Source organism: Pedobacter rhizosphaerae (genome assembly GCF_900111155.1).
Taxonomy (GTDB): domain Bacteria; phylum Bacteroidota; class Bacteroidia; order Sphingobacteriales; family Sphingobacteriaceae; genus Pedobacter; species Pedobacter rhizosphaerae.
In genome coordinates this window covers 218,902-239,889 of sequence record NZ_FOGG01000004.1, presented here as the reverse complement: position 1 = coordinate 239,889, position 20,988 = coordinate 218,902, and the positions used below count along the sequence as shown (strand labels likewise).

Genomic DNA, 20,988 nt, shown 5'->3' with positions numbered 1-20,988 from the left:
GTTAAGGTGTTTTAATTGATTTCTTAACTACCCTTAACTTCTTAATGTTTAGATTTTTTTCTAAACTGACCTCCACTTCTTAGTGTTAAATTGATTTGGTAATAATATTATGGCTAAGAAAAGTTAAGTTATTTTTCATTGATTTCTTAACTAACCTTAACTTCTTAATGTTTAGATTGATTTAATCACTGTCATAACTAACATTAAGTCATTAAGAAAAGCCAGGTGTTTTCATTGTCTTCTTAACTTATCTTAACTTCTTAATGTTTAGATTTTTTTCTAAACTGACCTCCACTTCTTAGTATTAGATTGGTTGGGTAATTAACATTAAGGCTTAAGAAAAGCCAGGTGTTTTGAATGCCTTCTTAACTAATCTTAACTTCTTAATGTTTAGATTGATTTAATCACTGTCATCAAGATATTTGATTGAATTTTAACCAAAGCTTAATTTCATTTCAACCTAATTTTTACTAAAACGTTTAATGAATTTTAAGGTAAAAAAATGTCCTAAAATCAATCTCAAGTATAAATCTTCCAAATTTTATGGTAGATATCATATAAAACAGCTGTAATTATCTTAGAATGTTTCTAAATAAATAGTTTATCGTTGTTTTGTCATAATCGTTTATAAATTAAAGTCATAATTAAATACTTTTGCAGAAAATAGATATAAATCCTAATCAAATGAGTGGTTTCGGTAATGCATTTTCTTCTTCAATAGGGAAGAAATTCATCATGGGTATTACAGGTTTATTCCTGGTACTTTTTTTAATTGTTCACTGTTTTATTAATGCGTTAATATTTTTTAACGACGGTGGCTTAACGTTTAACATTGGCGCACATTTTATGGCTTCAAACTGGATTATCCGGGCTGGAGAAATTGTGCTGTTTGTGGGCTTGCTTGCACACATTTTTCAGGCTTTGAGGTTAACGCTTCAAAATCAGAAGGCTCGTCCGGTTAAATATGCTGTTAACGCAGGTGAGGCAAATAGTAAATGGTATAGCCGTTCGATGGGCTTATTGGGTACTTTATTGTTAATTTTTCTAATCGTTCACTTATCAAACTTTTGGGTAGTATCTCGTTTTACGGGTATCCCAACTGTTGATGCGAATGGACATGAAGATTTATACGCAGTAATGGCGCTAACTTTCCAGAATATCTGGATCGTAATCCTTTATACATTGGCCATGATCTCGCTTTGCTATCACCTATTACATGGTTTTGCTTCTGCATTCCAAACTTTAGGCTGGAACCATAGCAAATACAACGGAATCATTAAAAGCGTTGGTGTTTGGTACTCTATCCTAATATCGTTGCTTTTTGCAGCTATGCCAATCGCAGTGTATGCAGGTTTAATTCATTAATTTTTAGCACAAAAGATATGTCAGATATTAATTCAAATATTCCGGAAGGCGAATTAACCAGTAAATGGACTAAATATAAGTCTTCTGTGCCTTTGGTTAACCCATCGAACAAAAGAACAATTGAAGTAATTATTGTAGGTTCAGGTTTAGCAGGTGCTTCGGCAGCAGCAACTTTGGCCGAAATGGGTTACAAAGTGAAATGTTTTTGTTTTCAGGATTCACCACGCAGAGCACACTCCATCGCTGCTCAGGGTGGTATCAATGCAGCAAAGAATTATCAAAATGATGGTGACAGTGTTTACCGTCTTTTCTATGATACCATTAAAGGTGGTGACTACCGTGCCCGCGAAGCCAACGTGCATCGTTTAGCAGAAGTAAGTGCCAATATTATTGATCAATGCGTAGCTCAGGGAGTTCCTTTGGCACGTGAATATGGAGGCTTGTTAGATAACCGTTCATTCGGTGGTACACAAGTTCAACGTACTTTTTATGCTGCAGGTCAAACTGGTCAGCAGTTATTATTAGGTGCATACTCTGCTTTAGAACGCCAGATTGGTATGGGTAAAGTAGAAATGTATACCCGCCATGAAATGCTTGAGGTTGTTAAAATCGACGGTAAGGCTCGTGGTATCATTGCCCGTAACTTAATTACCGGAGAAATTGAGCGTCATTTCGGTCATGCAGTGGTTTTAGGAACAGGTGGTTACGGTAACGTATTTTATCTGTCTACCAACGCAATGGGAAGTAACGTTACAGCAGCGTGGAAAGCACACAAACAAGGTGCTTACTTTGCAAACCCTTGCTATACTCAAATTCACCCTACTTGTATTCCGGTTTCTGGCGATCATCAATCTAAATTGACCTTAATGTCTGAGTCGTTACGTAACGATGGACGTATCTGGGTTCCTAAAAAGAAAGATGATAACCGTAAGGCTTCAGAAATTCCTGAGGATGAAAGAGATTATTATTTAGAACGTCGTTACCCTGCTTTCGGTAACCTTGTACCTCGTGATGTGGCCTCTCGTGCTGCTAAAGAGCGTTGTGATGCTGGTTATGGTGTAGGAGCTTCTAAATTGGCGGTTTACCTGGATTTTAAAGCCAATACAGAGCGTTATGGCCGTATTGAAGCTGCAAAAGCGGGTAACCACAACCCTGATAAGGAAACCTGCATGCGTTTAGGTACTGCAGTAATTAAGGAGAAATATGGTAACCTGTTCGATATGTATGCGCAGATTACAGGAGAAGATCCTTATGAAACACCAATGCGTATTTATCCGGCAGTTCACTATACAATGGGCGGTCTGTGGGTAGATTATAACCTCATGACTTCGGTACCGGGTTTATATTGTACTGGTGAGGCTAACTTCTCAGATCATGGTGCTAACCGTTTAGGTGCATCTGCTTTGATGCAAGGTTTAGCTGACGGATATTTTGTTCTTCCTTACACCATCGGAGCTTACTTATCAAAAGAAATTTCAGTAAAGGCAATTCCTACAGATCACCCTGCATTCGTAGAAGCGGAAGCAAGAGCGAAAGGAATTTTAGATACTTTAATCAATATTAAAGGAACAAAATCAGTAGATCATTTCCATAAACGTTTAGGCCACATCATGTGGGAGAAATGTGGTATGGCTCGTAATGAAAAAGGTTTAAATGAAGCCATTCAGGAAATCAGAGCATTACGTGCAGAATTCTGGAAAGATGTTCGTGTACCTGGAACAGCAGATGAATTAAATACCGAACTGGAAAAAGCTGGTCGTGTAGCTGATTTTATTGAACTTGGTGAGTTAATGTGTATTGATGCTTTAAACCGTAACGAAAGTTGTGGAGGTCACTTCCGTGAAGAGTATCAAACAGAAGAAGGTGAAGCTTTACGTGATGATGTAAACTACGCTTATGTAGCCGCCTGGGAATTTAAAGAAGGCGTAAACTTCGAACTACACAAGGAAGAATTGAAGTTTGAAAATATTAAAGTAGCACAAAGAAGTTATAAATAGTAGCAAGACGTTAGTATCAGGTATCAAGACTCGAAAAATTTCACTTGATACTTGATTCTCGCTACTTGATACTTAAATCTCAATATCATGAGTACAGGAAATATGAACTTAACGCTAAAAGTTTGGCGTCAAAAAAATAACAAAACCAAAGGTGCTTTGGTAGATTATAAATTGGCCGATATTTCACCGGATATGTCTTTCTTAGAGATGTTCGATGTATTAAACGAACAATTAATTAATAAGGGTGATGAGCCGATTGTATTTGATCACGATTGTCGCGAAGGTATTTGCGGAATGTGTTCGATGTTTATCAATGGCCGTCCTCACGGACCAAAAGATTTGGTAACTACTTGCCAGCTACACATGCGTTCATTCAAAGATGGTGATACTATCGTTGTAGAGCCATGGAGAGCGGCGGCATTTCCGGTAGTAAAGGATTTAACTGTAGATCGTTCTGCATTTGACAGGGTGATTGCTGCAGGTGGATTTATCTCTGTGAATACAGGTAATGCTCAGGATGCAAACAACTTACCTATCCCTAAAATGCAGGCTGACGCTGCTTTCGAAGCTGCTGCTTGTATTGGTTGTGGTGCTTGTGTGGCAACTTGTAAAAACGCTTCGGCAATGCTTTTCGTTTCTGCAAAGATTTCACAATTGGCATTGTTACCTCAGGGACAGCCAGAGCGTTATCGTCGTGTACAAAGCATGGTAGCTCAAATGGATGCTGAAGGTTTTGGTAACTGTACCAATACTGGTGCTTGTGAGGCAGAATGTCCTAAAGGAATTTCTTTAGAGAATATTGCACGCATGAACCGCGATTTTGCCTCAGCAAAATTCATTTCAGAAGAAACAATTTAAAAATATACTGTGCGTTCCGATGTTTTCGGAATTCTTAAGCCTCCACCTTGTGGAGGCTTTTTTTATATCTAAAGGCTTAAGTTTCTAAGCTTTTCGGCTAATACCTCTGATATTTTACGATAAGAATCGAAAGTCCAACCACCTACATGTGGCGTTAATATCACCTTCTTATCCGCTTTTAACGCGTTATACCAGGGTTGCTCGGCTAAAGCTGGAAACTTCTCTGTTTGAAGAACATCCAAGCCTGCGCCTATGATTTTACCTGAGGCTATATTTTTGAGCAGGGCAGCGGTGTCTACAATTTCTCCACGTGCAGTATTGATGAAAAATATAGGTTTCTTAAAATGAAAGAAGTATTCATCATTAACCATTTGTCGTGTTTCTGTAGTTAGTGGTACATGCAGACTCAAAACATCACTGTGTTTAACAATTTCTTCCATACTCACTTCACGTACATAGGCATCAGAGAAGCCGGTTTTGTACTTGTCATAGGCAATTACCTCAACTTCAAAACCCGCCAGTTTTTTAGCGAAACTCTGGCCCATAAAACCGTAGCCAATAATTCCAACTGTTTTGCACTTTAATTCATAGCCTCGGTTACCTTCACGGTCCCAAATACCATCCCTGATCTCCATATCTGCTCTACGAAAGTTGTTCATCAAAGAAAGCAGCATTCCTGTGGCATGCTCTCCAACGGCATCACAGTTCCCTTCTGGTGCATTAATGAGTTGGATATTTCTTTCAAAGGCAACCTTATCATCAATATTATCTAATCCGGCTCCTGCTCTGGCAACAAACTGTAGGTTCGGTGCGGCATCAAAAAGCTCCTGGTCAATTCGGAATTTTGTTCTTACCGCAATCCCCTGGTAATCTTTAATCCGCTCCATGGTTTGCTGACGGGTAATTTGGGGTTCATCATCAACATGGTAACCCATGGCTATGGCCTGCTCCTTAAAAACAGGATGTAAATCATCAACGATTAATATTTTTTTCATGATAGAACAAAAGTAACAATCCAGTGGTTTTAAAACCCTCATCCCCAAAAAATGTTTTTCTATTGACCATGGGATACGTGATGTTAATAAGTTGTTAATTAAGCCCTTTCAGATGAATTCATTTGCCAATTGCGCGCTTAAAAGCCATCAAAAATATTACGCTGAAATAGCTGTAATAAAATAGTTACGGCACTTTTTTTAAACTTCCTTGCCGTTACTTTGTCTCCCTTTACAAAACATACAAAACTTTAATTATTAGATGAGAATATTTCGAACGAAAACCATACTTACAACCTTTCTATTTTTAATCATTTCTTTAAGCTTATTTGCGCAATCTGGAGGGAAGGCGAAAATAACAGGCGTTTTAAAAGATGCTGCCACACAAGAAACCATTCCTTTTGCCACTGCCATTTTAATTGATAAAGCAACAGCCAAAAATGTTAAAATTGCCCAAACTGATATGAATGGTGCGTTTACCATGGCCGATCTACCAATTGGGAAATTTACCTTTAAAATTAGTTTTGTGGGTTATCAAACCATGGTGCGCGATAATATAGCCATAACCGCGAGCACCGGAACACTTAATTTTGGCGATATTAAAATGAATCCTTCTAAGGGAAATGTACTGAGTGAAATTACAGTAACGGGGCAAAAATCAGGGATGCAGATGGGCATTGATAAAAAGATTTTCGCTGTAGATCAAAGTGTTATCAGTGAAGGTGGTTCAGCAAGCGACCTGTTACAAAACGTTCCTTCAGTTTCAACTGATATGGATGGTAATGTTAGCTTACGTGGATCATCGGGTGTACGGGTGCTCATTGATGGCAAACCATCTTTAATTGCTGGAGGAAATGTTGCCCAAATTCTTCAGTCAATCCCTGCCAGTTCCATTGAAAGCGTAGAAGTTATTACAAATCCTTCTTCAAAATATGATGCTGAGGGGCAATCGGGTATTATCAATATCGTTTTAAAGAAAAATTCTAAGCTTGGATTTAATGGATCTGTAGCCTTAACCGCCGGAAACCGTGATAACTACAACGGAAATACAAACCTTAGCTTTCAAAATAGTAAAGTTAACCTTTATGGAAACTACAGCTATCGCTACGGAAACCGTTTGGGTGGTGGTTTCCAGGACATAGCTTACAAAAATGTTCCGGCTACACGCTCTACTTATTTTGCCAATCAAAATACAGTATCAAATTCTTTAGATAAAGGCCATAATGCTAAAGCAGGTTTAGATTATTACATCACACCAAAAAGTGTAATTAGCTTATCGGGTGGTTTTAATTCCAGAGAAAATGATAGAAATGAATTCCTGGATATTCAGCAATTGGGGAAAAGCCGCAATCCTGTTTTGTTAAGCAATAGAGATAACAACAACAAAGGAAGCGGAAATAGCTACGATCTGAATTTGGATTATAGTCTGAAGTTTAACAAACCAAAGGAAGAATTAACCTTTAATTTTGGTTATTCACATGGTAACAACGATAACGACCAAACTTATAATACCACAATTACCAACCAGAATGGAACACCCGTTAACATTAACCCGAGTCTAAATCGTATTTTCAATAGAGGTAATAACACCAACTACAACATACAGGCTGATTATACCTTACCATTAGGCAAAACGGGCAAAGTGGAAGCAGGATATCGCAGTCAGATCCGTTTAGGGGATAATAACCAATATGCAGATTCAGTTTTAACCAATACGGATATTGTAGTTAGAAATAACAAATTAATTAACGATTTTAATAGTAAAGACCAGGTTCACGCTTTGTATGCCAATTATTCTAATCAAATAAATGATTTTGGCTACCAAATTGGCTTACGTGCTGAGGATGCGCGATTGGATACTTACCTGGAGGGATATAATATTAACACACTGGTTTCTAGTGAAGGAAATATTCATTACAAAAGATTGTATCCAAGTATATTTTTAACGCAGAAATTTAAGGGCGATAATCAACTCCAGTTAAGTTATACCCGTCGCGTTAATCGCCCGCGCCCATGGGATACTAACCCATTTTTGGATGTATCTGAGCCTTTCAATTATAGAGCAGGTAATCCAAATCTATACCCGGAAGATGTACACTCATTTGAATTGGGGTACAGTAAATACTGGAAAAAGGTTACCCTTACTTCCAGTTTATATTTCCGTCAAACCAACGATGTTATCCAGCGCATCAGGGTAACAGGTGAGGATGGGATCATTACTTCAACCCCTCAAAACTTATCGCATCAGTATAACAGCGGTTTAGAGTTAATTAGTAAATTCGATTTAATTAAACCATTAAACTTTACCGCGAACTTAAACGTTTATCAGCAAAAATTTGCTGGTGATACCAGGTATAACATTGATCCGAGAAGCGGTTTTAGCTGGAATGGAAACATTACGGCTAATTTGACTGTTGCTAAAAATTTATCCCTGCAAATGCGTGGAGAATACCGTGCAAGAGAAGTTATGGCTCAAGGCAGAAGAAACCCGATGTACGGGATAGATGGTGGTGCTAAATATGACTTTCCAAATAAAAAGGCATCTCTTAGTTTCAACGTTAGAGATGTTTTCAATACGCGTAGATGGAGTATGACTACTGATGATGCCTCAAGTACAATCGATTTTTCCAGAAGAATGCAGGGAACAATGGGTAACCTCACTTTCTCTTACCGCTTCGGAAAAAGTACGTTTAGCTTAAATAAGAAAAAGAAAGATGATCAGCAGGACAATCGTCCGGATGAAGGTTCATTTTAATCAACATGAGGCGCTTAATTAAGCGCCTTTTTTGCTTAGGTACTATTCCGATAAGAATTGAATTTCATTAGTATATTGCATGATGAAAGAAGAAAATCCCTGGCAAACACTCGAAAGTGAGACAAAATACGACAATAACTGGATCAGATTAACAGAACATCAGGTGATTAATCCCTCTGGGGGAAAGGGGATTTATGGTGAAGTGCATTTTAAAAATTATGCCATAGGGATTTTACCCTTAGACGAAGAATATAACACCTGGCTCGTAGGGCAATACCGTTATCCTTTAAAAGCCTATAGCTGGGAAATCCCTGAAGGTGGTGGCCCTTTAAATGAAGCGCCTTTAGATAGCGCAAGAAGAGAGCTCCTGGAAGAAACAGGTATGAGCGCCCAAACCTGGGTAGAAATTCAACGCATGCACTTGTCTAACTCTGTTAGTGATGAACTTTCCATTATATATGTAGCCAAAAATTTAATACAAGGCATTCCTATGCCCGAAGAAACAGAGCAGCTGGAAATAAAAAAGCTTTCCTTTGAGGCAGCATATGAAATGGTTATTAAAGGCGAAATCACCGATTCGATGAGTGTGGCGGCTATTTTAAAAGCGAAAATCATGATTTTAAACGGAGAATTGTAATGCTTATCTTTGTCGCCTAAAAATAATAACCTCATGAGTAAGTTTTTCGGATACCTGCTAAGCCCTGTTTTTTATTTCTTTTTTGGCTTAATGCTGGTTATTTTTCACCCTATTCAATGGCTGTGTCACCGTTTTTTTGGCTATAAAGCGCATAAGCTTTCTGTAGATATCCTTAACTTCTTTTTAACGTACTGCCAGCTGTTTTTATTCAATTCAATTTCATTTAAAAACAGTTATAATCTGCCTACAGATCGCCCGATTATATTTGCGGCTAATCACCAGAGCATGTACGATATTCCTGCATTGATCTGGTTTTTAAGGAAGCATCATGCCAAGTTTATATCTAAAATAGAACTCACTAAAGGGATCCCGTCTATCTCGATTAATTTGAGATTGGGTGGCGGTGCCAATATTGATAGAAAAGATAATAAGCAAGCCATTATGGAAATCATTAAACTGGGCAGGCGAATGAAAGACAATAATTGGAGTACGGTAATTTTTCCGGAGGGTACAAGAGCCAAAGACGGGAAGGTTAAAACTTTCCAGTTTGGTGGCATAGCGACGCTTTTGAAATCTGTACCTAATGCATTAGTGGTTCCTGTAGCTATTGAAAATTCATGGAAAATTGTGCGTTTTGGTATGTTTCCCTTGTCAACGGGAAATGCGATAAAATGGACCGTGTTAAAGCCAATCGAGTCGGAAGGAAAAACACCGAATGAAATTACAATTGAAGCGGAAAACGAAATCAGAAAGCTTTTACACCAACCATTGAGTTAATACACTAATTTTGTACGAGCTAAAAAGGTTGGCCAAAAGAATTACCCAACCTAGATGTTTTTATTTCCAATCACTTTGAAGAATTCATCACGGTAGGTATCGCCAACAGGGATAATTTTATTCGAAATGGTTATTCTACTGCGTTCAATACTTTCAATTTTATCTATAGCCACAATATAAGATTTGTGTACCCTGATAAACTGACTGGCAGGCAAGGCCTCTTCCATTTTCTTCATACTTTGTAAGGTAATTACACGCTCGTCTTTTGTAAAAATAGAGATGTAATCTTTTAATCCTTCAATGTACAAGATATCATGAAGATAAATTTTCTGGATCTTGTGTTCTGTTTTAACGAAGATAAAGTCCTGAACCGGATTGCCTGGCGCTGAAAACGGGGCTGGTGTGATAATCGGTTGAGCAACACTTACAGGAGCTTCAACAGGTTTAAATTGATTATGTACTTTTTCTACGGCTTTATAGAAACGATCAAAAGCAATTGGCTTGAGTAAGTAATCTGAAACATTAAGGTCATAGCTTTCCAATGCATATTGAGGATAAGCAGTAGTTAAAATAAAGTGACACTTATTTCCTGCAATTTTTAAGAACTGTATTCCGGTTAGTTCGGGCATCTGGATATCTAAAAATACCAGGTCTATCCCTCCGGCCTGAACGATTTGCAAAGCTTCGATGGGATTCTCACATCGTTTTACAAGCGTTAAAAAAGGTACTTTAGAAATATAATCTTGTAAAATATCGAGCGCTAAAGGCTCATCATCAACAACAATGCAGTTTAGGTTCATTTTGGAATAGGGTTCTATAAGTTGATCAACATTAAACAAATTTAAATATCAATCATCAGTTCACAGGTGTAATGCGTAGACGAATTTACAACATTTAATTTATATCTTTCTGGGTAAACCAACTGTAATCTTCGCTCCACATTGGTTAGTCCAACACCTCCCTGAGCATCTTTATTCTGCTGATTCTTCTTGTTTACTACACTAAAGTGCAATATTTTCTGGTTGGCAATAATATTGATTTTAACCGGGTCAGTCGGATCTGTAACCACGCCATGTTTAAAAGCATTTTCTACAAAGGAAATAAGCATTAGCGGTACTATCTGTTGGTTATCAATCTCTCCATTCAGCGTAAGCTCAATATATGCACCATCTTTAAAACGTATTTTTTGAAGCTCAATATAGCTGGTTAAGTAATCTACTTCTTTGCTCAGGGCAACCGTTGGGGTATTGCTTTCATAAATCATGTAGCGCATAATTTCCGAAAGCTTCATAATGGCATCAGCCGTTTTATCTGATTTTTGGTAAGCCAAAGAATAAATATTATTCAAAGAGTTGAATAAAAAGTGGGGGTTGAGCTGAGATTTTAAAAACTGAAGTTCCATTTCCCTGCGCTCACTTTCTAAATTCCGCTGGATACGCTCATTCGAAAACCAATCTAAAGTAAACTTAATGATGCAGCTTGATACCAGGAAAAAGCCAATGACAAAAAAGCGCGTAAAGAAAAAGTTATTTACAGATACCTCCTCTACTTTACCATTCATGGTGTAGTGGAGTAATTCGGTAGGGTTTAATACTGCAATAATGGTTTTAACGAAACTGGTTGCTACCATCAATAATAAAAAGCAAAACAAATACAGCCAGTATTTCTTCCTTTTTTTGATCAGTGCAGGAATTAAGATGATATAATTAATATAAAATATAGATACGTTTAATATCCCAAAGAGCCCATAAGAAAGAAGATAGTCTTTCATGGTATGAGGTTCTTTTTCAAATACAGTAATGATGATTAGGAAAAGAACAATCAAACACCAAAAAACAGAATGCAATACTATAGGTCCTTTACTTTTATTCATACAATGATCAAAATTGAGATTATAACAGTATAATCTTTGATGCATCCAAAATAAATAAAGTTTTAAAGTTTGTGGCCATGCAATCTACCAACGGGCATTTTTTTTCTACGAACAGGCGAAATGGCAAAATTTATCGACAAACGCCCAAAATGCCAGTTGATCTATAATCTTGAACACTTGGTATAATAGATTTTAGCAGCTAGTTTTTCTTGTCTTTCTTTGAATCATCAAAACGAAAACAAAATGAAAACTACATCAGCATACTTATCAAATAACCAAGCGGTAAACGCAGATGTACTGTTAACTACCGAAAAACTAAATAACCTTGTCATGAAAAAATTAGCCAATACCTCGCCTTTCTTATTAATGTTATTACCAGTATTTGTAATGTTTGTTTTATTCTTAACCGTGAACAACACACAAAATGATGCTGAACTAGTGGTAAAACCAGCTAAAACATCTATCGTTAAGCAAGTGTCGGCTGTTTTCAAATAGCAAATGAGTAGCTATGCGATCGAAACTGTAGATCTAAACTTCAAGTTTGGAAATCAGGTAGTTGTAAAAGACTTATCGCTACAGGTTCCAAAAGGAAGTATTTATGGTTTTTTAGGCCCTAATGGTGCAGGTAAAACCACCACCATTAAAATTCTCCTCAATCTATTAAAATCACCCACCGATAGTGTATTTGTTTTCGGCAAGGAGATCAATCATAATCGCATTGCGATACTTAAAAAGGTTGGAGCCTTAGTGGAACAACCAGCTATTTACGGCCACTTAACCGGTAAAGAGAACCTCATTAACAGGTGCATACTACTGGGAATTTCGAAAACTAAGGCCAATGAAATGTTACAGCTTGTTGATTTGACGGCTGCTGCAAATAAAAAAACGAAGGAATACTCTCTGGGAATGAAGCAAAGGTTAGGAATAGCCCTTGCCTTAATTTCAGATCCTGAACTACTACTTTTAGATGAGCCTACCAATGGCCTGGATCCAAACGGAATCATCGAAATTCGTAACTTAATGGTAGAGTTGGCTACCAAATACCAAAAAACAATTTTAGTATCGAGCCATTTGCTGGCCGAAATTGAACGTGTAGCCACCCACGTCGGAATTATCAATAAAGGTAGTCTATTGTTTCAAGGCACCATTTCAGCACTTCAACAGCTTAATAAACCTATATTAGAGATCGTTGTAAATGATGGGCCAGGCGCAGCTGCCTTTTTAAGGGGCAATGGTTTTGAGGTACTGGCTAATGATGAATCTGTGGTTTCTGTTCCCTTTACATCGCCAGGTGATAGCGGTAAAATTAATACAATATTAATTCAGCAAGGTTTTATCGTTACGGCGCTTTATCAGCAGAAAAAGGATCTTGAGGATTTATTTTTAGAAATAACTAAAAACAACTGATATGCGCTCTTTATACATTTCCATGGTTTCAGAGTTTTATAAATCGAGGAAAACCTTAGCTTTTTGGGCTGCAATCCTACTTCCTGCCATTATTTGCAGTTTAATAGCTTTCGGTTTCTATCATGATGCTGAAAAAATATTAAAGCTTAATTATCCACCTATGGCATTATGGGGAAGATACAGTGGAAATGCATTGGGCGTAATGGGGATGCTCATTTTGCCATTTTATGTAATTTTCATGGCTTTTTCCATCAATAACATAGAACATAAAAATGATACCTGGAAAACTTTATTTGCACAACCTTTAAATAGATTTTCTATTTATGCAGCGAAATATTTATATGCTGTATTAACCATATTTATCTGCTTGTTCCTATTTGCAGCCTTAACTGTTGCATTTGGCCACCTCCTCGAATTTTTAATACCCCGATACCATTTCAGTGCATATAACCCGGTGCCGATATTGTGTAAATATTATGCAAAAATCTTTTTGTCATCACTAGGGATATTATCGCTGCAATTTGTTTTTAGTTTACTGTGGAGTGATTTCCTAAAGCCAATGGGAATCGGATTTGTTGGTGTCATTATGGGGATTATCACTGCAAATGTAGGTTGGAAATATGCCTACTTTATACCATATAGTCATCCAACGCTGGCGTTAAGAATCACTTCAACGGCAAAAAAAGCCGGGAACCCATTAGATTTTCCTGTTTTTACGTCTGAAATCATTTCCAGCCTAATCTACGCTACTTTACTTTTCATTATCGGATATATTATCGTCAGCAAGAAAAGTATAAAATAACAACATCCCCAAAGGAGGTAAATACAAAAGCCTGCGGTTTTGATTAGATGCTCAAAATGCAGGCTTTGTTTTACGAGATGCGTTAAATCTGTGGATTTTTGTTTCCTAAAAGGATAATATTTTTTCTTTAAATGCCCAAACGATCAACTGGTAAGAGTTTTTCAAATCAAGCTTTCTAACCATGTTTCTCCTGTGCGTATTTACAGTATGCTCACTGATAAATAACATTTCACCAATTTCTTTGCTATTATACCCCATCGATAATAGGTGTACGATCTCAACTTCTCTTTCACTTATCGCAACTTGATTTTCTTGTAATAAGATGCTGTTTGTCATCGCTTATTTTTTTAGTACAATGTGTTTGTTTGAACTGTGATACACAAAACTAAGTAGATTACATTTTGTGTGTAAGGGCTGAAAAGCCCTAATTAAAAAGGTGTTTTTACGGTATTGAAATAATTTGGATGCTATTGTCAATACCCATATATTTTTCGACTTTTATCAAAAAACCAAACAACATGATTAACACTGAAAATGAAAGAAACGTACCAGAAGACGTTGCAAAAAAAATGGTAGATGCTTATGCCAAGGAAACCTTCCAATACACTCCAAAATCTTATTCTAAGGCGGTTTGGTTTCCTGCCGACCAGATTATTCGCATGGCAGAAAAGCTAAAGGAAAAAGGTGGAGATGGACTCCGTATTTATTTTGCACAATATGTTCCAGGTGAATTGGAAGGTGTTCCAACTTCGTATGAAGGAAGAAATACTGTTTTATTGGTTCCAACTTATCCAAAATTGGAAGGGACTGATGGCGGCCAGGAAGACGATATCGACGATATCGAAAACAGGGGTGAACTTTGCCCTGAAAACTGTAACGGCGTTATTCTTTAAGCAATGAAACTTCCAAGCCCGGTCATTTCTATAGAAATTGTTAGTTTAACAGCAGCTATAGTACTATTAACGAGGGATAAAAATAGTTTTTGGAAAATTGTTATGCTTTACATTGCCATAGCCTTGTTTTTCGAGAGCTATGGCAGTTATTTGAACTCAAAAAAGATCAACAACCTTTGGTGGTTCAATATGTTTATCTTTTTAGAAGCAGGCTTTATCCTTTATGGTCTGTATCATTGTTTGCGTAAGTATATCAATCCCCTAAATATCATAGTGGCTGGGACTATTATTGTTTATGGAAGTTATGGCCTTTCTGTAATCCTTAACGGATATAAGCAATATAATATTCTTTGTGTGAATGTAATGTCGGTGCTGTTTACCGTTTATGCACTTTATTATTATTATCTCTTATTGCGCGATGAACATTTCATCGTGCTCAAAAGTCATCCCGAATTTTGGTGGGTAACTGGTGTCTTATTCTATTATTTTGGAAGTACCATGGCCAATATTTTCGATGGTATGTTCAATTTTAAGGTTTTAAACTGGTTGCCTTTAAGGTACCTCATTTATATTGTACTCAATTTAATTTTACATAGTTTGTGGATATACTCCTTTATATGCAGAATGAAACAGCGAAAATTGCAATCTTAGTAGCAATAGCTACTTTAATATTTTTATTGATGCCTGTTTTTCTGATCTTATATATCAGATCGTATAACCGGCACAAGAAAAATCATTTTGTAGAAAAACAACTTATGCAGGAGACATTCTCTGCAGAAATGCTTAAGGCAAAAGTAGAGGTGCAAGACCAAACCATGCAAAGTATTGCCACAGACCTTCATGATAATGTAGGACAGCTTTTAAGTTTAACTACACTCACCTTAAATTCTGTTAATTTAAATGACACAGAAAAGGCAGCAAAAAAAATAGAGAATTCGCTTTCTTTGGTTAATAAGTCTATTAAAGAACTCAGAGAGCTGGCTAAACTTTTGCATGGAGAGCAGTTGGTTTCTGAAGGCATTGGTTATGCCATAGAGCAGGAAGTAAACTGGTTAAGTAAAAGTGGGGTATTTCAGTTAAAGGTACAAAATGAACTCACCAGGCTGGAGCATTTCTCTCCCGATAAAGACCTGATTATTCTTCGATTAATGCAGGAAATTATCAATAATATTATTAAGCATGCTCAGGCTACCCATATTGAGATCAACGCTTATTTGGAAAATGACAAGCTGTTTTTAAATATTGCCGAAGATGGTGTGGGTTTCGATTATGATAACGCTAAAAAAAATAATACAGGAATGGGGTTGAGCTCAATTCGTAAAAGAATGGAGATGATCAATGGAAAATTAATGTTAAATTCGACTGTTGGTCAGGGAACATCAATTTCCCTGGAAATTCCCTATCCTTAAATTATGCAAAACGCTGTTGTATCTATTGCTATTGTAGATGATCATACACTCTTTAGGTCTGGTCTGGCTAGCCTTTTAGAAGAATTTGACGAAATAGAGGTCGTTTTTGAAGCCATAAATGGTGTTGATTTACAGACCAAAATTAAAACTCATCCCGATGTAGAGCTTATATTGATGGATATCAGTATGCCTGTAATGGATGGCTATGCCGCTACAAAATGGATTAAAGAAGAATATCCCAATGTAAATGTACTTGCATTGAGTATGCTGGAAGATGAAAAAGCCATCATAGGGATGTTAAAAGCTGGTGCCGGAGGGTATATGCTTAAAGAATCTACTCCCTCAGATTTGCTTATTGCGATTAAAGCGATCATGGATAAAGGCTTTTATGTTAACGAACTGGTTTCGGGCAGGCTTTTAGTGGCCTTAAAGGATGGCGATGCCAAACCCATTTTTACTGCCAGGGAACTCAGCTTTTTGCAGCATTGCAGTACGGAGCTCACATATAAGGAAATTGCAGATCAAATGAATGTTAGCCCCCGCACAGTTGATAACTATCGTGAATCTTTATTTGCCAAGCTTAATATTAAATCGCGTACCGGACTCGTAGTTTATGGTATCAAAAACAATCTGGTAACCATTTAAAGACTAATCTTTCCTATTCCATAGTTGATAATCAGAGGACTTCCTGTGAAAAAACTTGCTTAAAAATTTGCATAACTAAGAAATTAGTTTTAACTTTAGTTTAAGCAAAACGTTTTGCTTGTCCTTATTATATCAATATCATGGAAATTAAAGATTTAACCAAAGCCGAAGAACAGATTATGCAGGTACTGTGGCAATTGGAAAAAGCATTTGTAAAAGATGTGATCGATGAATTACCGCTCCCAAAACCTGCATATAATACGGTATCAACCATTATCAGAATTTTAGAAACAAAAGGTTTTATCGGCCATGAGGCTTTTGGTAAAGCCCATCAGTATTACCCCCTTATTAGTAAGGAGGAATACAAAAGGCACGCAACAGAAAAACTGCTGGGAAACTACTTTGAAAACTCGGTGGAAAGTATGTTCTCCTTTTTTGTAAAAGAAGAGAAGTTGGATTTAAGTGATGTTGATGAGATTTTAAAAATGATCAATAAAATTAAACACACGCCAAAATGAGTTTAGCCCACTACCTATTACAGATCAATATTTATCTAATTGTTTTCTACGGTTTTTATAAACTGTTATTAGATAAAGAGACTTACTTTATGCTCAATCGCATTTATCTAGTCTCAGCAGGTGTTCTATCGCTTTGTATTCCATTTATACGATTGGAATGGCTAACTGAACAGCGCGCCGCACAACAAGTTTACACTACGGTTAACTGGGAAGCTATGTTAGCACAGGCCAGCGTTGTAACTACGCCTAATCCGGGATTAAACTGGGGTAATCTTATCGTTTATGTTTATTGTGCTGGGATATTGTTCTTTTTAGGTCGGTTGGTTTTTAATTTAATTAAGGTTAAAAGACTCATCGCAAGGGCTAAAACTGGTTCAGCGTTTTCCTTTTTTAAGAAAAAGGTGATTGATAGCAATTTACCTAAAATGGAGGTGATTGACATTCATGAAGAAACGCATATTAAACAATGGCACAGTCTGGATATCCTCTTTTTCGAAGTTTTAGGGATCGTAACCTGGCTAAATCCAGTCATTTATTTATACAAACATACGATCAGGAATATCCATGAGTTTTTAGCAGATGAGAAGGCGGCAGCATTTCAGGGGGATAAGGCTGAATATTCGATGTTGTTGCTGAGCAAATCGTTTGGGATTGCTCCTCATTCACTCGCTAATGGCTTTTTCAGAAAATCAATGATCAAAAAGAGGATCTTCATGCTTCATAAGGAAAGGTCTAAAAAGACAGCAGTTATGAAATATGGTATTTTTATACCGCTCTTTGCCATATTGATTGTATTTTCTTCTGCGACAGTGAGAAAGAACGAAAATTTAATCTCCATTTCTGAACAGCTTCCTTTAGAAAAACCAATGGAGTTGGTACAGGAAATGGTAACTAAGCCCATCGAAAATGAGAAGCTTATTGAAAAAACAGCAGCAACGGTGTCTATTAAAGGACAGCCAGAGGAGCAGTGGAGAGATTTTTATCGTTTTGTTGGGGGGGCAGTTAAGTATCCTGTAGAAGCCCATGCGGCTAATTTCCAGGGCAATACGCAAATTAAGTTCACCTTAAAAAATGGGCGAGTAAATAGCATAAGTGCCAATGTAGATTTGGGTTATGGTTGCGATGAAGAGGTAATGAAAACCATTCTATCTTATAAGAAATTTGATCAGGTAGCAGATGGTAAATATGCCATTAAAGTATCTTTTAAACTTTCGGGATTAAAAGAAGGGTATAAAAATGAGAAGATCGCCGATGTTAAGGGTTATCAAAATCTTTCTGGGATAACCATTATATCTTTTCCTACTACTCAGAAAGGCGAAGGGAGCAATGAGCAGGTATTTGATTTTGTGTCTATAGATAAGCAACCAGAATTTCCCGGAGGTGTCAGAAAATTTTATGAATACCTGGGCGCAAGTATTCGGTACCCCAAAAAAGCTAAAGAAGACAATGTACAAGGAAAGGTATTTTTATCTTTTGTGGTAGAAAAAGATGGAAAATTAAGCGATATCAGAATTATCAGAGGCCTTTCAAAGGAGCTGGATGAAGAAGCAATCAGAGTTTTGGAAAGCAGTCCAAATTGGAATCCTGGAATCGTGAAAGGAGAACCCATCCGCTCGCGCTATAATATCAATGTTAATTTTGCCCTAAATAATCTGGATAAACCCACAGAGGCAGAGCCAAAAAATAAATCTCAAAATTTAACAGGCCAAATGGGCTCTATAAAAATTAGGGGAAATAACGAAACGTTTAAAGGCCTTTATGTTTTGGATGGAGAGATCGTCGATAATGACATCTTAAAAACCCTGGATGCAAATGCCATTGAATCCATTTCTGTTCTTAAAGATCAATCGGCCATAAGTTTGTACGGCCAGAAAGGGAAGGATGGCGTAATTATAGTAACTACAAAAAGTGCAAGGAAGGATAAGGCCCCGCTTTTAGATGGAAAATCTTAACCACAATCCTTCGATATAACCCAGAAATTTAAAAATCGAAATATCATGAGAAAATTAATGACCGTTCTGCTACTCGTTAGCGGAACAGCAGGGCTGTGCCATGCGCAAAAAACAGACACGACACAGAAAAAAATATTCATTAGATTGAATAACAATTCAGCGAGAATACGGCAAAATCCCTTAATTATTATCGATGGCCATAAGCAATTGTGGGGTGGAGAATCATCGCTGAATGGCTTGGATGCCGAAGATATAAAGTCTATTTCTGTGTTAAAAGACAGTAGTGCAGTAGCAACATATGGTTTTGCAGCTAAGAATGGCGTTATTTTGGTGACTACTAAATCAGGGATAGATAAAATTATTAGTCAAAAATATCAAGCTAATGAGCCATTACATGGGGATATTAGTGGGATTTCCATTCGGGGTAAAAATAAGAATACAGCAACATTCAGTCTTGGGAATTCATCAGATGTTAAAAATAAGCCGCTTTATATTATTGATGGTAAGGAAATGACAGAGGATGAAGCTAAGAATATTAGTCCGGATAGCATCGAAAGTATTTCAGTTTTGAAAGATGGTTCTGCGGTTACTCTTCATGGTGACAAGGGAAAAAATGGAGTAATAATTATAAAAACCAAGAATTCTAAAAAGAATTAGAAAAGGTAAGGGGAATATTTGCATTTATCTCAGCGCCTCAATTTTATTCAAATTACCCCTTAGTTCAATAGCACGAAATTCACCAATAAATATTTTAAAGTAATGAGAAAGCTGTTTTTTTTAGCCCTTATGGGGATTGCTATGTGCGTGAATATCGCCAAAGCGCAAAATACGGATAGGGTTTATGATTTCGTAAGCGTAGATAAACAGCCTGAATTTCCAGGTGGTTTTAAGAAATTCTATGACTATTTGGCCAAGGCCATTAAGTATCCAGAACCAGCAAAGCGGAATAATGTGGAGGGAAGGGTTTTTTTGAGTTTTATAGTAGAGAAAAATGGAGCCCTAACAGATATTATAGTGATTAGAAAATTAGGGAGCGGCACAGATGAAGAAGCAATAAGGGTGCTCAAAAGTAGTCCGGCCTAGAACCCGGGATTAATTGATGGTAAGCCTGTAAGAGTAAGATACAACATCGGCGTTCAGTTTAAGTTGTGATCAGGTATAGAAAATAACGAAAGCTGATTTTGTCAGTTCAACATGCTCATCTTAAATAGCCCAGCTTTACAGTTAGGGCTATTTTGCTTAAATAGTATTGTTTTATATTTGGATGAAATTTAAACAATCATGAAGAATATCTTTTTAACGCTAATCTTTCTTCTAACACTTGGTCAAGTGGTAATGGCCCAGGATCAACCCCTCTCAGAATTAACTAAAAATATGTCTGTTATTATTGATGGCAGAATTTTGAAAGAAAACAGGGACACCTTAATCGGCATAGATAAGGTGGTAGAATATGCAACAATCATTAAGGATAAGGAAAAAATGGTTCGGTTTGGTGTGCAAAATGAGAATGGCATAATGGTTATCATCACCAAGAGCCAAAGTAAATCACCAGACAATGTCCAGATGAAAGATATGTTGGTTAAAATGGGTATAGAAGATAGTACGGTTTTTAAAGATATCCCTGGTTCAGTAAATGATTCGTTAAAGAAGGTACACGATTTCGCTTCTATTGAGCATGTGCCAGAGTTTCCTGGAGGTTTCAAAGCATTTTATAAATATTTAGGCAACAATATCCGTTATCCCAGAGATGCTCAACGGGCTAAAGTGCAGGGTACAGTACTTCTGTCTTTTGTTATAGAACGTGATGGGTCGATAACAGATGTCGAGTTGCTGAAGGGGGTGATGGAAAGTTTAGATGAAGAGGCTATTCGCGTAGTTAGTGCATCGCCGAAATGGAATCCGGGTATGCAAGACAATCGGCTGGTAAGGGTGAAGTTTAATATTAATGTTAACTTCCATTTAGGTAAATAACCCATAAACACAAAACCCCAGCTAAAATAGCCGGGGTTTTATGCTTTCTCTCCTGTCTCGGAACAATAAAAATATAAATATTTTAACGTATATGCAAATATTACAGAATATAATTTTTAATTACATAATTTTTTGAT

Annotated in this window: 22 protein-coding genes; 18 read left to right on the top strand and 4 right to left on the bottom strand. The window is 36.9% G+C overall.

What is annotated here, in order from left to right:
• Nucleotides 1-654 precede the first annotated feature (654 nt).
• From BMX11_RS04975 to BMX11_RS04965, 3 genes are all read left to right on the top strand, one after another.
• Nucleotides 655-1,365, top strand: coding sequence for a succinate dehydrogenase cytochrome b subunit (locus BMX11_RS04975; RefSeq protein ID WP_245738583.1), 711 nt, complete (start codon nucleotides 655-657; stop codon nucleotides 1,363-1,365).
• A gap of 17 nt (nucleotides 1,366-1,382) precedes the next feature.
• Nucleotides 1,383-3,362: a fumarate reductase/succinate dehydrogenase flavoprotein subunit gene (locus tag BMX11_RS04970; RefSeq protein WP_090882050.1), complete on the top strand. Its 1,980-nt coding sequence runs from the start codon at nucleotides 1,383-1,385 to the stop codon at nucleotides 3,360-3,362.
• 87 nt (nucleotides 3,363-3,449) lie between these two features.
• On the top strand, nucleotides 3,450-4,220 hold the full coding sequence (locus tag BMX11_RS04965; RefSeq protein WP_090882048.1) for a succinate dehydrogenase/fumarate reductase iron-sulfur subunit: 771 nt from the start codon (nucleotides 3,450-3,452) through the stop codon (nucleotides 4,218-4,220).
• Between the two features lie 68 nt (nucleotides 4,221-4,288).
• Here the strand turns inward: BMX11_RS04965 and BMX11_RS04960 are convergent, their stop codons facing one another.
• Entirely contained in the window at nucleotides 4,289-5,215 is a 927-nt protein-coding gene (locus tag BMX11_RS04960; protein WP_090882046.1) for a 2-hydroxyacid dehydrogenase, read from the bottom strand.
• Between the two features lie 259 nt (nucleotides 5,216-5,474).
• Here BMX11_RS04960 and BMX11_RS04955 point away from each other — a divergent pair, with 259 nt between their 5' ends.
• The 3 genes from BMX11_RS04955 (at nucleotide 5,475) to BMX11_RS04945 (ending at nucleotide 9,381) form a co-directional block, all read left to right on the top strand.
• Complete coding sequence (locus BMX11_RS04955) at nucleotides 5,475-7,967, top strand: TonB-dependent receptor (protein ID WP_090882044.1); 2,493 nt, start codon at nucleotides 5,475-5,477, stop codon at nucleotides 7,965-7,967.
• Between the two features lie 82 nt (nucleotides 7,968-8,049).
• Nucleotides 8,050-8,604 carry an NUDIX domain-containing protein gene (locus BMX11_RS04950; RefSeq protein ID WP_090882042.1) on the top strand — a complete coding sequence of 185 codons (555 nt, stop codon included), beginning with the start codon at nucleotides 8,050-8,052 and terminating at the stop codon, nucleotides 8,602-8,604.
• 33 nt (nucleotides 8,605-8,637) lie between these two features.
• On the top strand, nucleotides 8,638-9,381 hold the full coding sequence (locus tag BMX11_RS04945; protein WP_090882040.1) for a lysophospholipid acyltransferase family protein: 744 nt from the start codon (nucleotides 8,638-8,640) through the stop codon (nucleotides 9,379-9,381).
• Nucleotides 9,382-9,431: 50 nt separating this feature from the next.
• On the opposite strand, the gene BMX11_RS04940 is transcribed toward BMX11_RS04945, so the two are convergent.
• Both BMX11_RS04940 and BMX11_RS04935 read right to left on the bottom strand, forming a co-directional pair.
• Nucleotides 9,432-10,181, bottom strand: a complete 750-nt coding sequence (locus BMX11_RS04940) for a LytR/AlgR family response regulator transcription factor (protein WP_090882146.1) — start codon at nucleotides 10,179-10,181, stop codon at nucleotides 9,432-9,434.
• A 41-nt stretch (nucleotides 10,182-10,222) separates the two neighbouring features.
• The gene (locus BMX11_RS04935) at nucleotides 10,223-11,254 is read right to left on the bottom strand and encodes a sensor histidine kinase (protein WP_090882038.1); all 1,032 of its coding nucleotides are present in this window, start codon (nucleotides 11,252-11,254) and stop codon (nucleotides 10,223-10,225) included.
• 243 nt (nucleotides 11,255-11,497) lie between these two features.
• Here BMX11_RS04935 and BMX11_RS04930 point away from each other — a divergent pair, with 243 nt between their 5' ends.
• Genes BMX11_RS04930 through BMX11_RS04920 form a run of 3 tightly spaced genes read left to right on the top strand, consistent with a single transcriptional unit; the run spans nucleotide 11,498 to nucleotide 13,463 of the window.
• Nucleotides 11,498-11,749, top strand: a complete 252-nt coding sequence (locus BMX11_RS04930) for a hypothetical protein (protein WP_090882036.1) — start codon at nucleotides 11,498-11,500, stop codon at nucleotides 11,747-11,749.
• 3 nt (nucleotides 11,750-11,752) lie between these two features.
• The gene (locus BMX11_RS04925; RefSeq protein ID WP_090882034.1) at nucleotides 11,753-12,661 is read left to right on the top strand and encodes an ABC transporter ATP-binding protein; all 909 of its coding nucleotides are present in this window, start codon (nucleotides 11,753-11,755) and stop codon (nucleotides 12,659-12,661) included.
• A 1-nt stretch (nucleotide 12,662) separates the two neighbouring features.
• Nucleotides 12,663-13,463 carry an ABC transporter permease gene (locus tag BMX11_RS04920; RefSeq protein WP_090882032.1) on the top strand — a complete coding sequence of 267 codons (801 nt, stop codon included), beginning with the start codon at nucleotides 12,663-12,665 and terminating at the stop codon, nucleotides 13,461-13,463.
• Nucleotides 13,464-13,568: 105 nt separating this feature from the next.
• Here BMX11_RS04920 and BMX11_RS04915 read toward each other — a convergent pair whose 3' ends face one another.
• Nucleotides 13,569-13,799 carry a response regulator transcription factor gene (locus tag BMX11_RS04915; protein ID WP_090882030.1) on the bottom strand — a complete coding sequence of 77 codons (231 nt, stop codon included), beginning with the start codon at nucleotides 13,797-13,799 and terminating at the stop codon, nucleotides 13,569-13,571.
• 182 nt (nucleotides 13,800-13,981) lie between these two features.
• Here BMX11_RS04915 and BMX11_RS04910 point away from each other — a divergent pair, with 182 nt between their 5' ends.
• The 9 genes from BMX11_RS04910 (at nucleotide 13,982) to BMX11_RS04870 (ending at nucleotide 20,851) form a co-directional block, all read left to right on the top strand.
• The gene (locus tag BMX11_RS04910) at nucleotides 13,982-14,356 is read left to right on the top strand and encodes a Rossmann-fold NAD(P)-binding domain-containing protein (RefSeq protein WP_090882029.1); all 375 of its coding nucleotides are present in this window, start codon (nucleotides 13,982-13,984) and stop codon (nucleotides 14,354-14,356) included.
• Nucleotides 14,357-14,359: 3 nt separating this feature from the next.
• Complete coding sequence (locus BMX11_RS04905) at nucleotides 14,360-15,007, top strand: hypothetical protein (protein WP_090882027.1); 648 nt, start codon at nucleotides 14,360-14,362, stop codon at nucleotides 15,005-15,007.
• On the top strand, nucleotides 14,974-15,765 hold the full coding sequence (locus BMX11_RS04900) for a sensor histidine kinase (protein WP_090882024.1): 792 nt from the start codon (nucleotides 14,974-14,976) through the stop codon (nucleotides 15,763-15,765). Before BMX11_RS04905 ends, BMX11_RS04900 begins: the two co-directional genes overlap by 34 nt.
• A gap of 3 nt (nucleotides 15,766-15,768) precedes the next feature.
• Entirely contained in the window at nucleotides 15,769-16,410 is a 642-nt protein-coding gene (locus tag BMX11_RS04895; protein ID WP_090882022.1) for a response regulator transcription factor, read from the top strand.
• A gap of 140 nt (nucleotides 16,411-16,550) precedes the next feature.
• Nucleotides 16,551-16,928 (top strand): BlaI/MecI/CopY family transcriptional regulator, encoded by a 378-nt coding sequence (locus BMX11_RS04890; RefSeq protein ID WP_090882020.1) that lies wholly within the window; start codon nucleotides 16,551-16,553, stop codon nucleotides 16,926-16,928.
• Nucleotides 16,925-18,880 carry a M56 family metallopeptidase gene (locus BMX11_RS04885; protein ID WP_090882018.1) on the top strand — a complete coding sequence of 652 codons (1,956 nt, stop codon included), beginning with the start codon at nucleotides 16,925-16,927 and terminating at the stop codon, nucleotides 18,878-18,880. Before BMX11_RS04890 ends, BMX11_RS04885 begins: the two co-directional genes overlap by 4 nt.
• A 45-nt stretch (nucleotides 18,881-18,925) precedes the next feature.
• Complete coding sequence (locus tag BMX11_RS04880) at nucleotides 18,926-19,537, top strand: TonB-dependent receptor plug domain-containing protein (protein ID WP_090882016.1); 612 nt, start codon at nucleotides 18,926-18,928, stop codon at nucleotides 19,535-19,537.
• Nucleotides 19,538-19,639: 102 nt separating this feature from the next.
• On the top strand, nucleotides 19,640-19,963 hold the full coding sequence (locus tag BMX11_RS04875; RefSeq protein ID WP_245738582.1) for an energy transducer TonB: 324 nt from the start codon (nucleotides 19,640-19,642) through the stop codon (nucleotides 19,961-19,963).
• A gap of 198 nt (nucleotides 19,964-20,161) precedes the next feature.
• Nucleotides 20,162-20,851 (top strand): energy transducer TonB, encoded by a 690-nt coding sequence (locus BMX11_RS04870; RefSeq protein ID WP_090882014.1) that lies wholly within the window; start codon nucleotides 20,162-20,164, stop codon nucleotides 20,849-20,851.
• Nucleotides 20,852-20,988 lie beyond the last annotated feature (137 nt).

Coding starts and splice junctions, on each gene's coding strand:
- BMX11_RS04970 (WP_090882050.1), top strand. CDS start 1,383: ATGTCAGATATTAATTCAAATATTCCGGAAGGCGAATTAACCAGTAAA.
- BMX11_RS04965 (WP_090882048.1), top strand. CDS start 3,450: ATGAGTACAGGAAATATGAACTTAACGCTAAAAGTTTGGCGTCAAAAA.
- BMX11_RS04960 (WP_090882046.1), bottom strand. CDS start 5,215: ATGAAAAAAATATTAATCGTTGATGATTTACATCCTGTTTTTAAGGAG.
- BMX11_RS04955 (WP_090882044.1), top strand. CDS start 5,475: ATGAGAATATTTCGAACGAAAACCATACTTACAACCTTTCTATTTTTA.
- BMX11_RS04950 (WP_090882042.1), top strand. CDS start 8,050: ATGAAAGAAGAAAATCCCTGGCAAACACTCGAAAGTGAGACAAAATAC.
- BMX11_RS04945 (WP_090882040.1), top strand. CDS start 8,638: ATGAGTAAGTTTTTCGGATACCTGCTAAGCCCTGTTTTTTATTTCTTT.
- BMX11_RS04940 (WP_090882146.1), bottom strand. CDS start 10,181: ATGAACCTAAACTGCATTGTTGTTGATGATGAGCCTTTAGCGCTCGAT.
- BMX11_RS04935 (WP_090882038.1), bottom strand. CDS start 11,254: ATGAATAAAAGTAAAGGACCTATAGTATTGCATTCTGTTTTTTGGTGT.
- BMX11_RS04930 (WP_090882036.1), top strand. CDS start 11,498: ATGAAAACTACATCAGCATACTTATCAAATAACCAAGCGGTAAACGCA.
- BMX11_RS04925 (WP_090882034.1), top strand. CDS start 11,753: ATGAGTAGCTATGCGATCGAAACTGTAGATCTAAACTTCAAGTTTGGA.
- BMX11_RS04920 (WP_090882032.1), top strand. CDS start 12,663: ATGCGCTCTTTATACATTTCCATGGTTTCAGAGTTTTATAAATCGAGG.
- BMX11_RS04915 (WP_090882030.1), bottom strand. CDS start 13,799: ATGACAAACAGCATCTTATTACAAGAAAATCAAGTTGCGATAAGTGAA.
- BMX11_RS04910 (WP_090882029.1), top strand. CDS start 13,982: ATGATTAACACTGAAAATGAAAGAAACGTACCAGAAGACGTTGCAAAA.
- BMX11_RS04905 (WP_090882027.1), top strand. CDS start 14,360: ATGAAACTTCCAAGCCCGGTCATTTCTATAGAAATTGTTAGTTTAACA.
- BMX11_RS04900 (WP_090882024.1), top strand. CDS start 14,974: ATGCAGAATGAAACAGCGAAAATTGCAATCTTAGTAGCAATAGCTACT.
- BMX11_RS04895 (WP_090882022.1), top strand. CDS start 15,769: ATGCAAAACGCTGTTGTATCTATTGCTATTGTAGATGATCATACACTC.
- BMX11_RS04890 (WP_090882020.1), top strand. CDS start 16,551: ATGGAAATTAAAGATTTAACCAAAGCCGAAGAACAGATTATGCAGGTA.
- BMX11_RS04885 (WP_090882018.1), top strand. CDS start 16,925: ATGAGTTTAGCCCACTACCTATTACAGATCAATATTTATCTAATTGTT.
- BMX11_RS04880 (WP_090882016.1), top strand. CDS start 18,926: ATGAGAAAATTAATGACCGTTCTGCTACTCGTTAGCGGAACAGCAGGG.
- BMX11_RS04875 (WP_245738582.1), top strand. CDS start 19,640: ATGAGAAAGCTGTTTTTTTTAGCCCTTATGGGGATTGCTATGTGCGTG.
- BMX11_RS04870 (WP_090882014.1), top strand. CDS start 20,162: ATGAAGAATATCTTTTTAACGCTAATCTTTCTTCTAACACTTGGTCAA.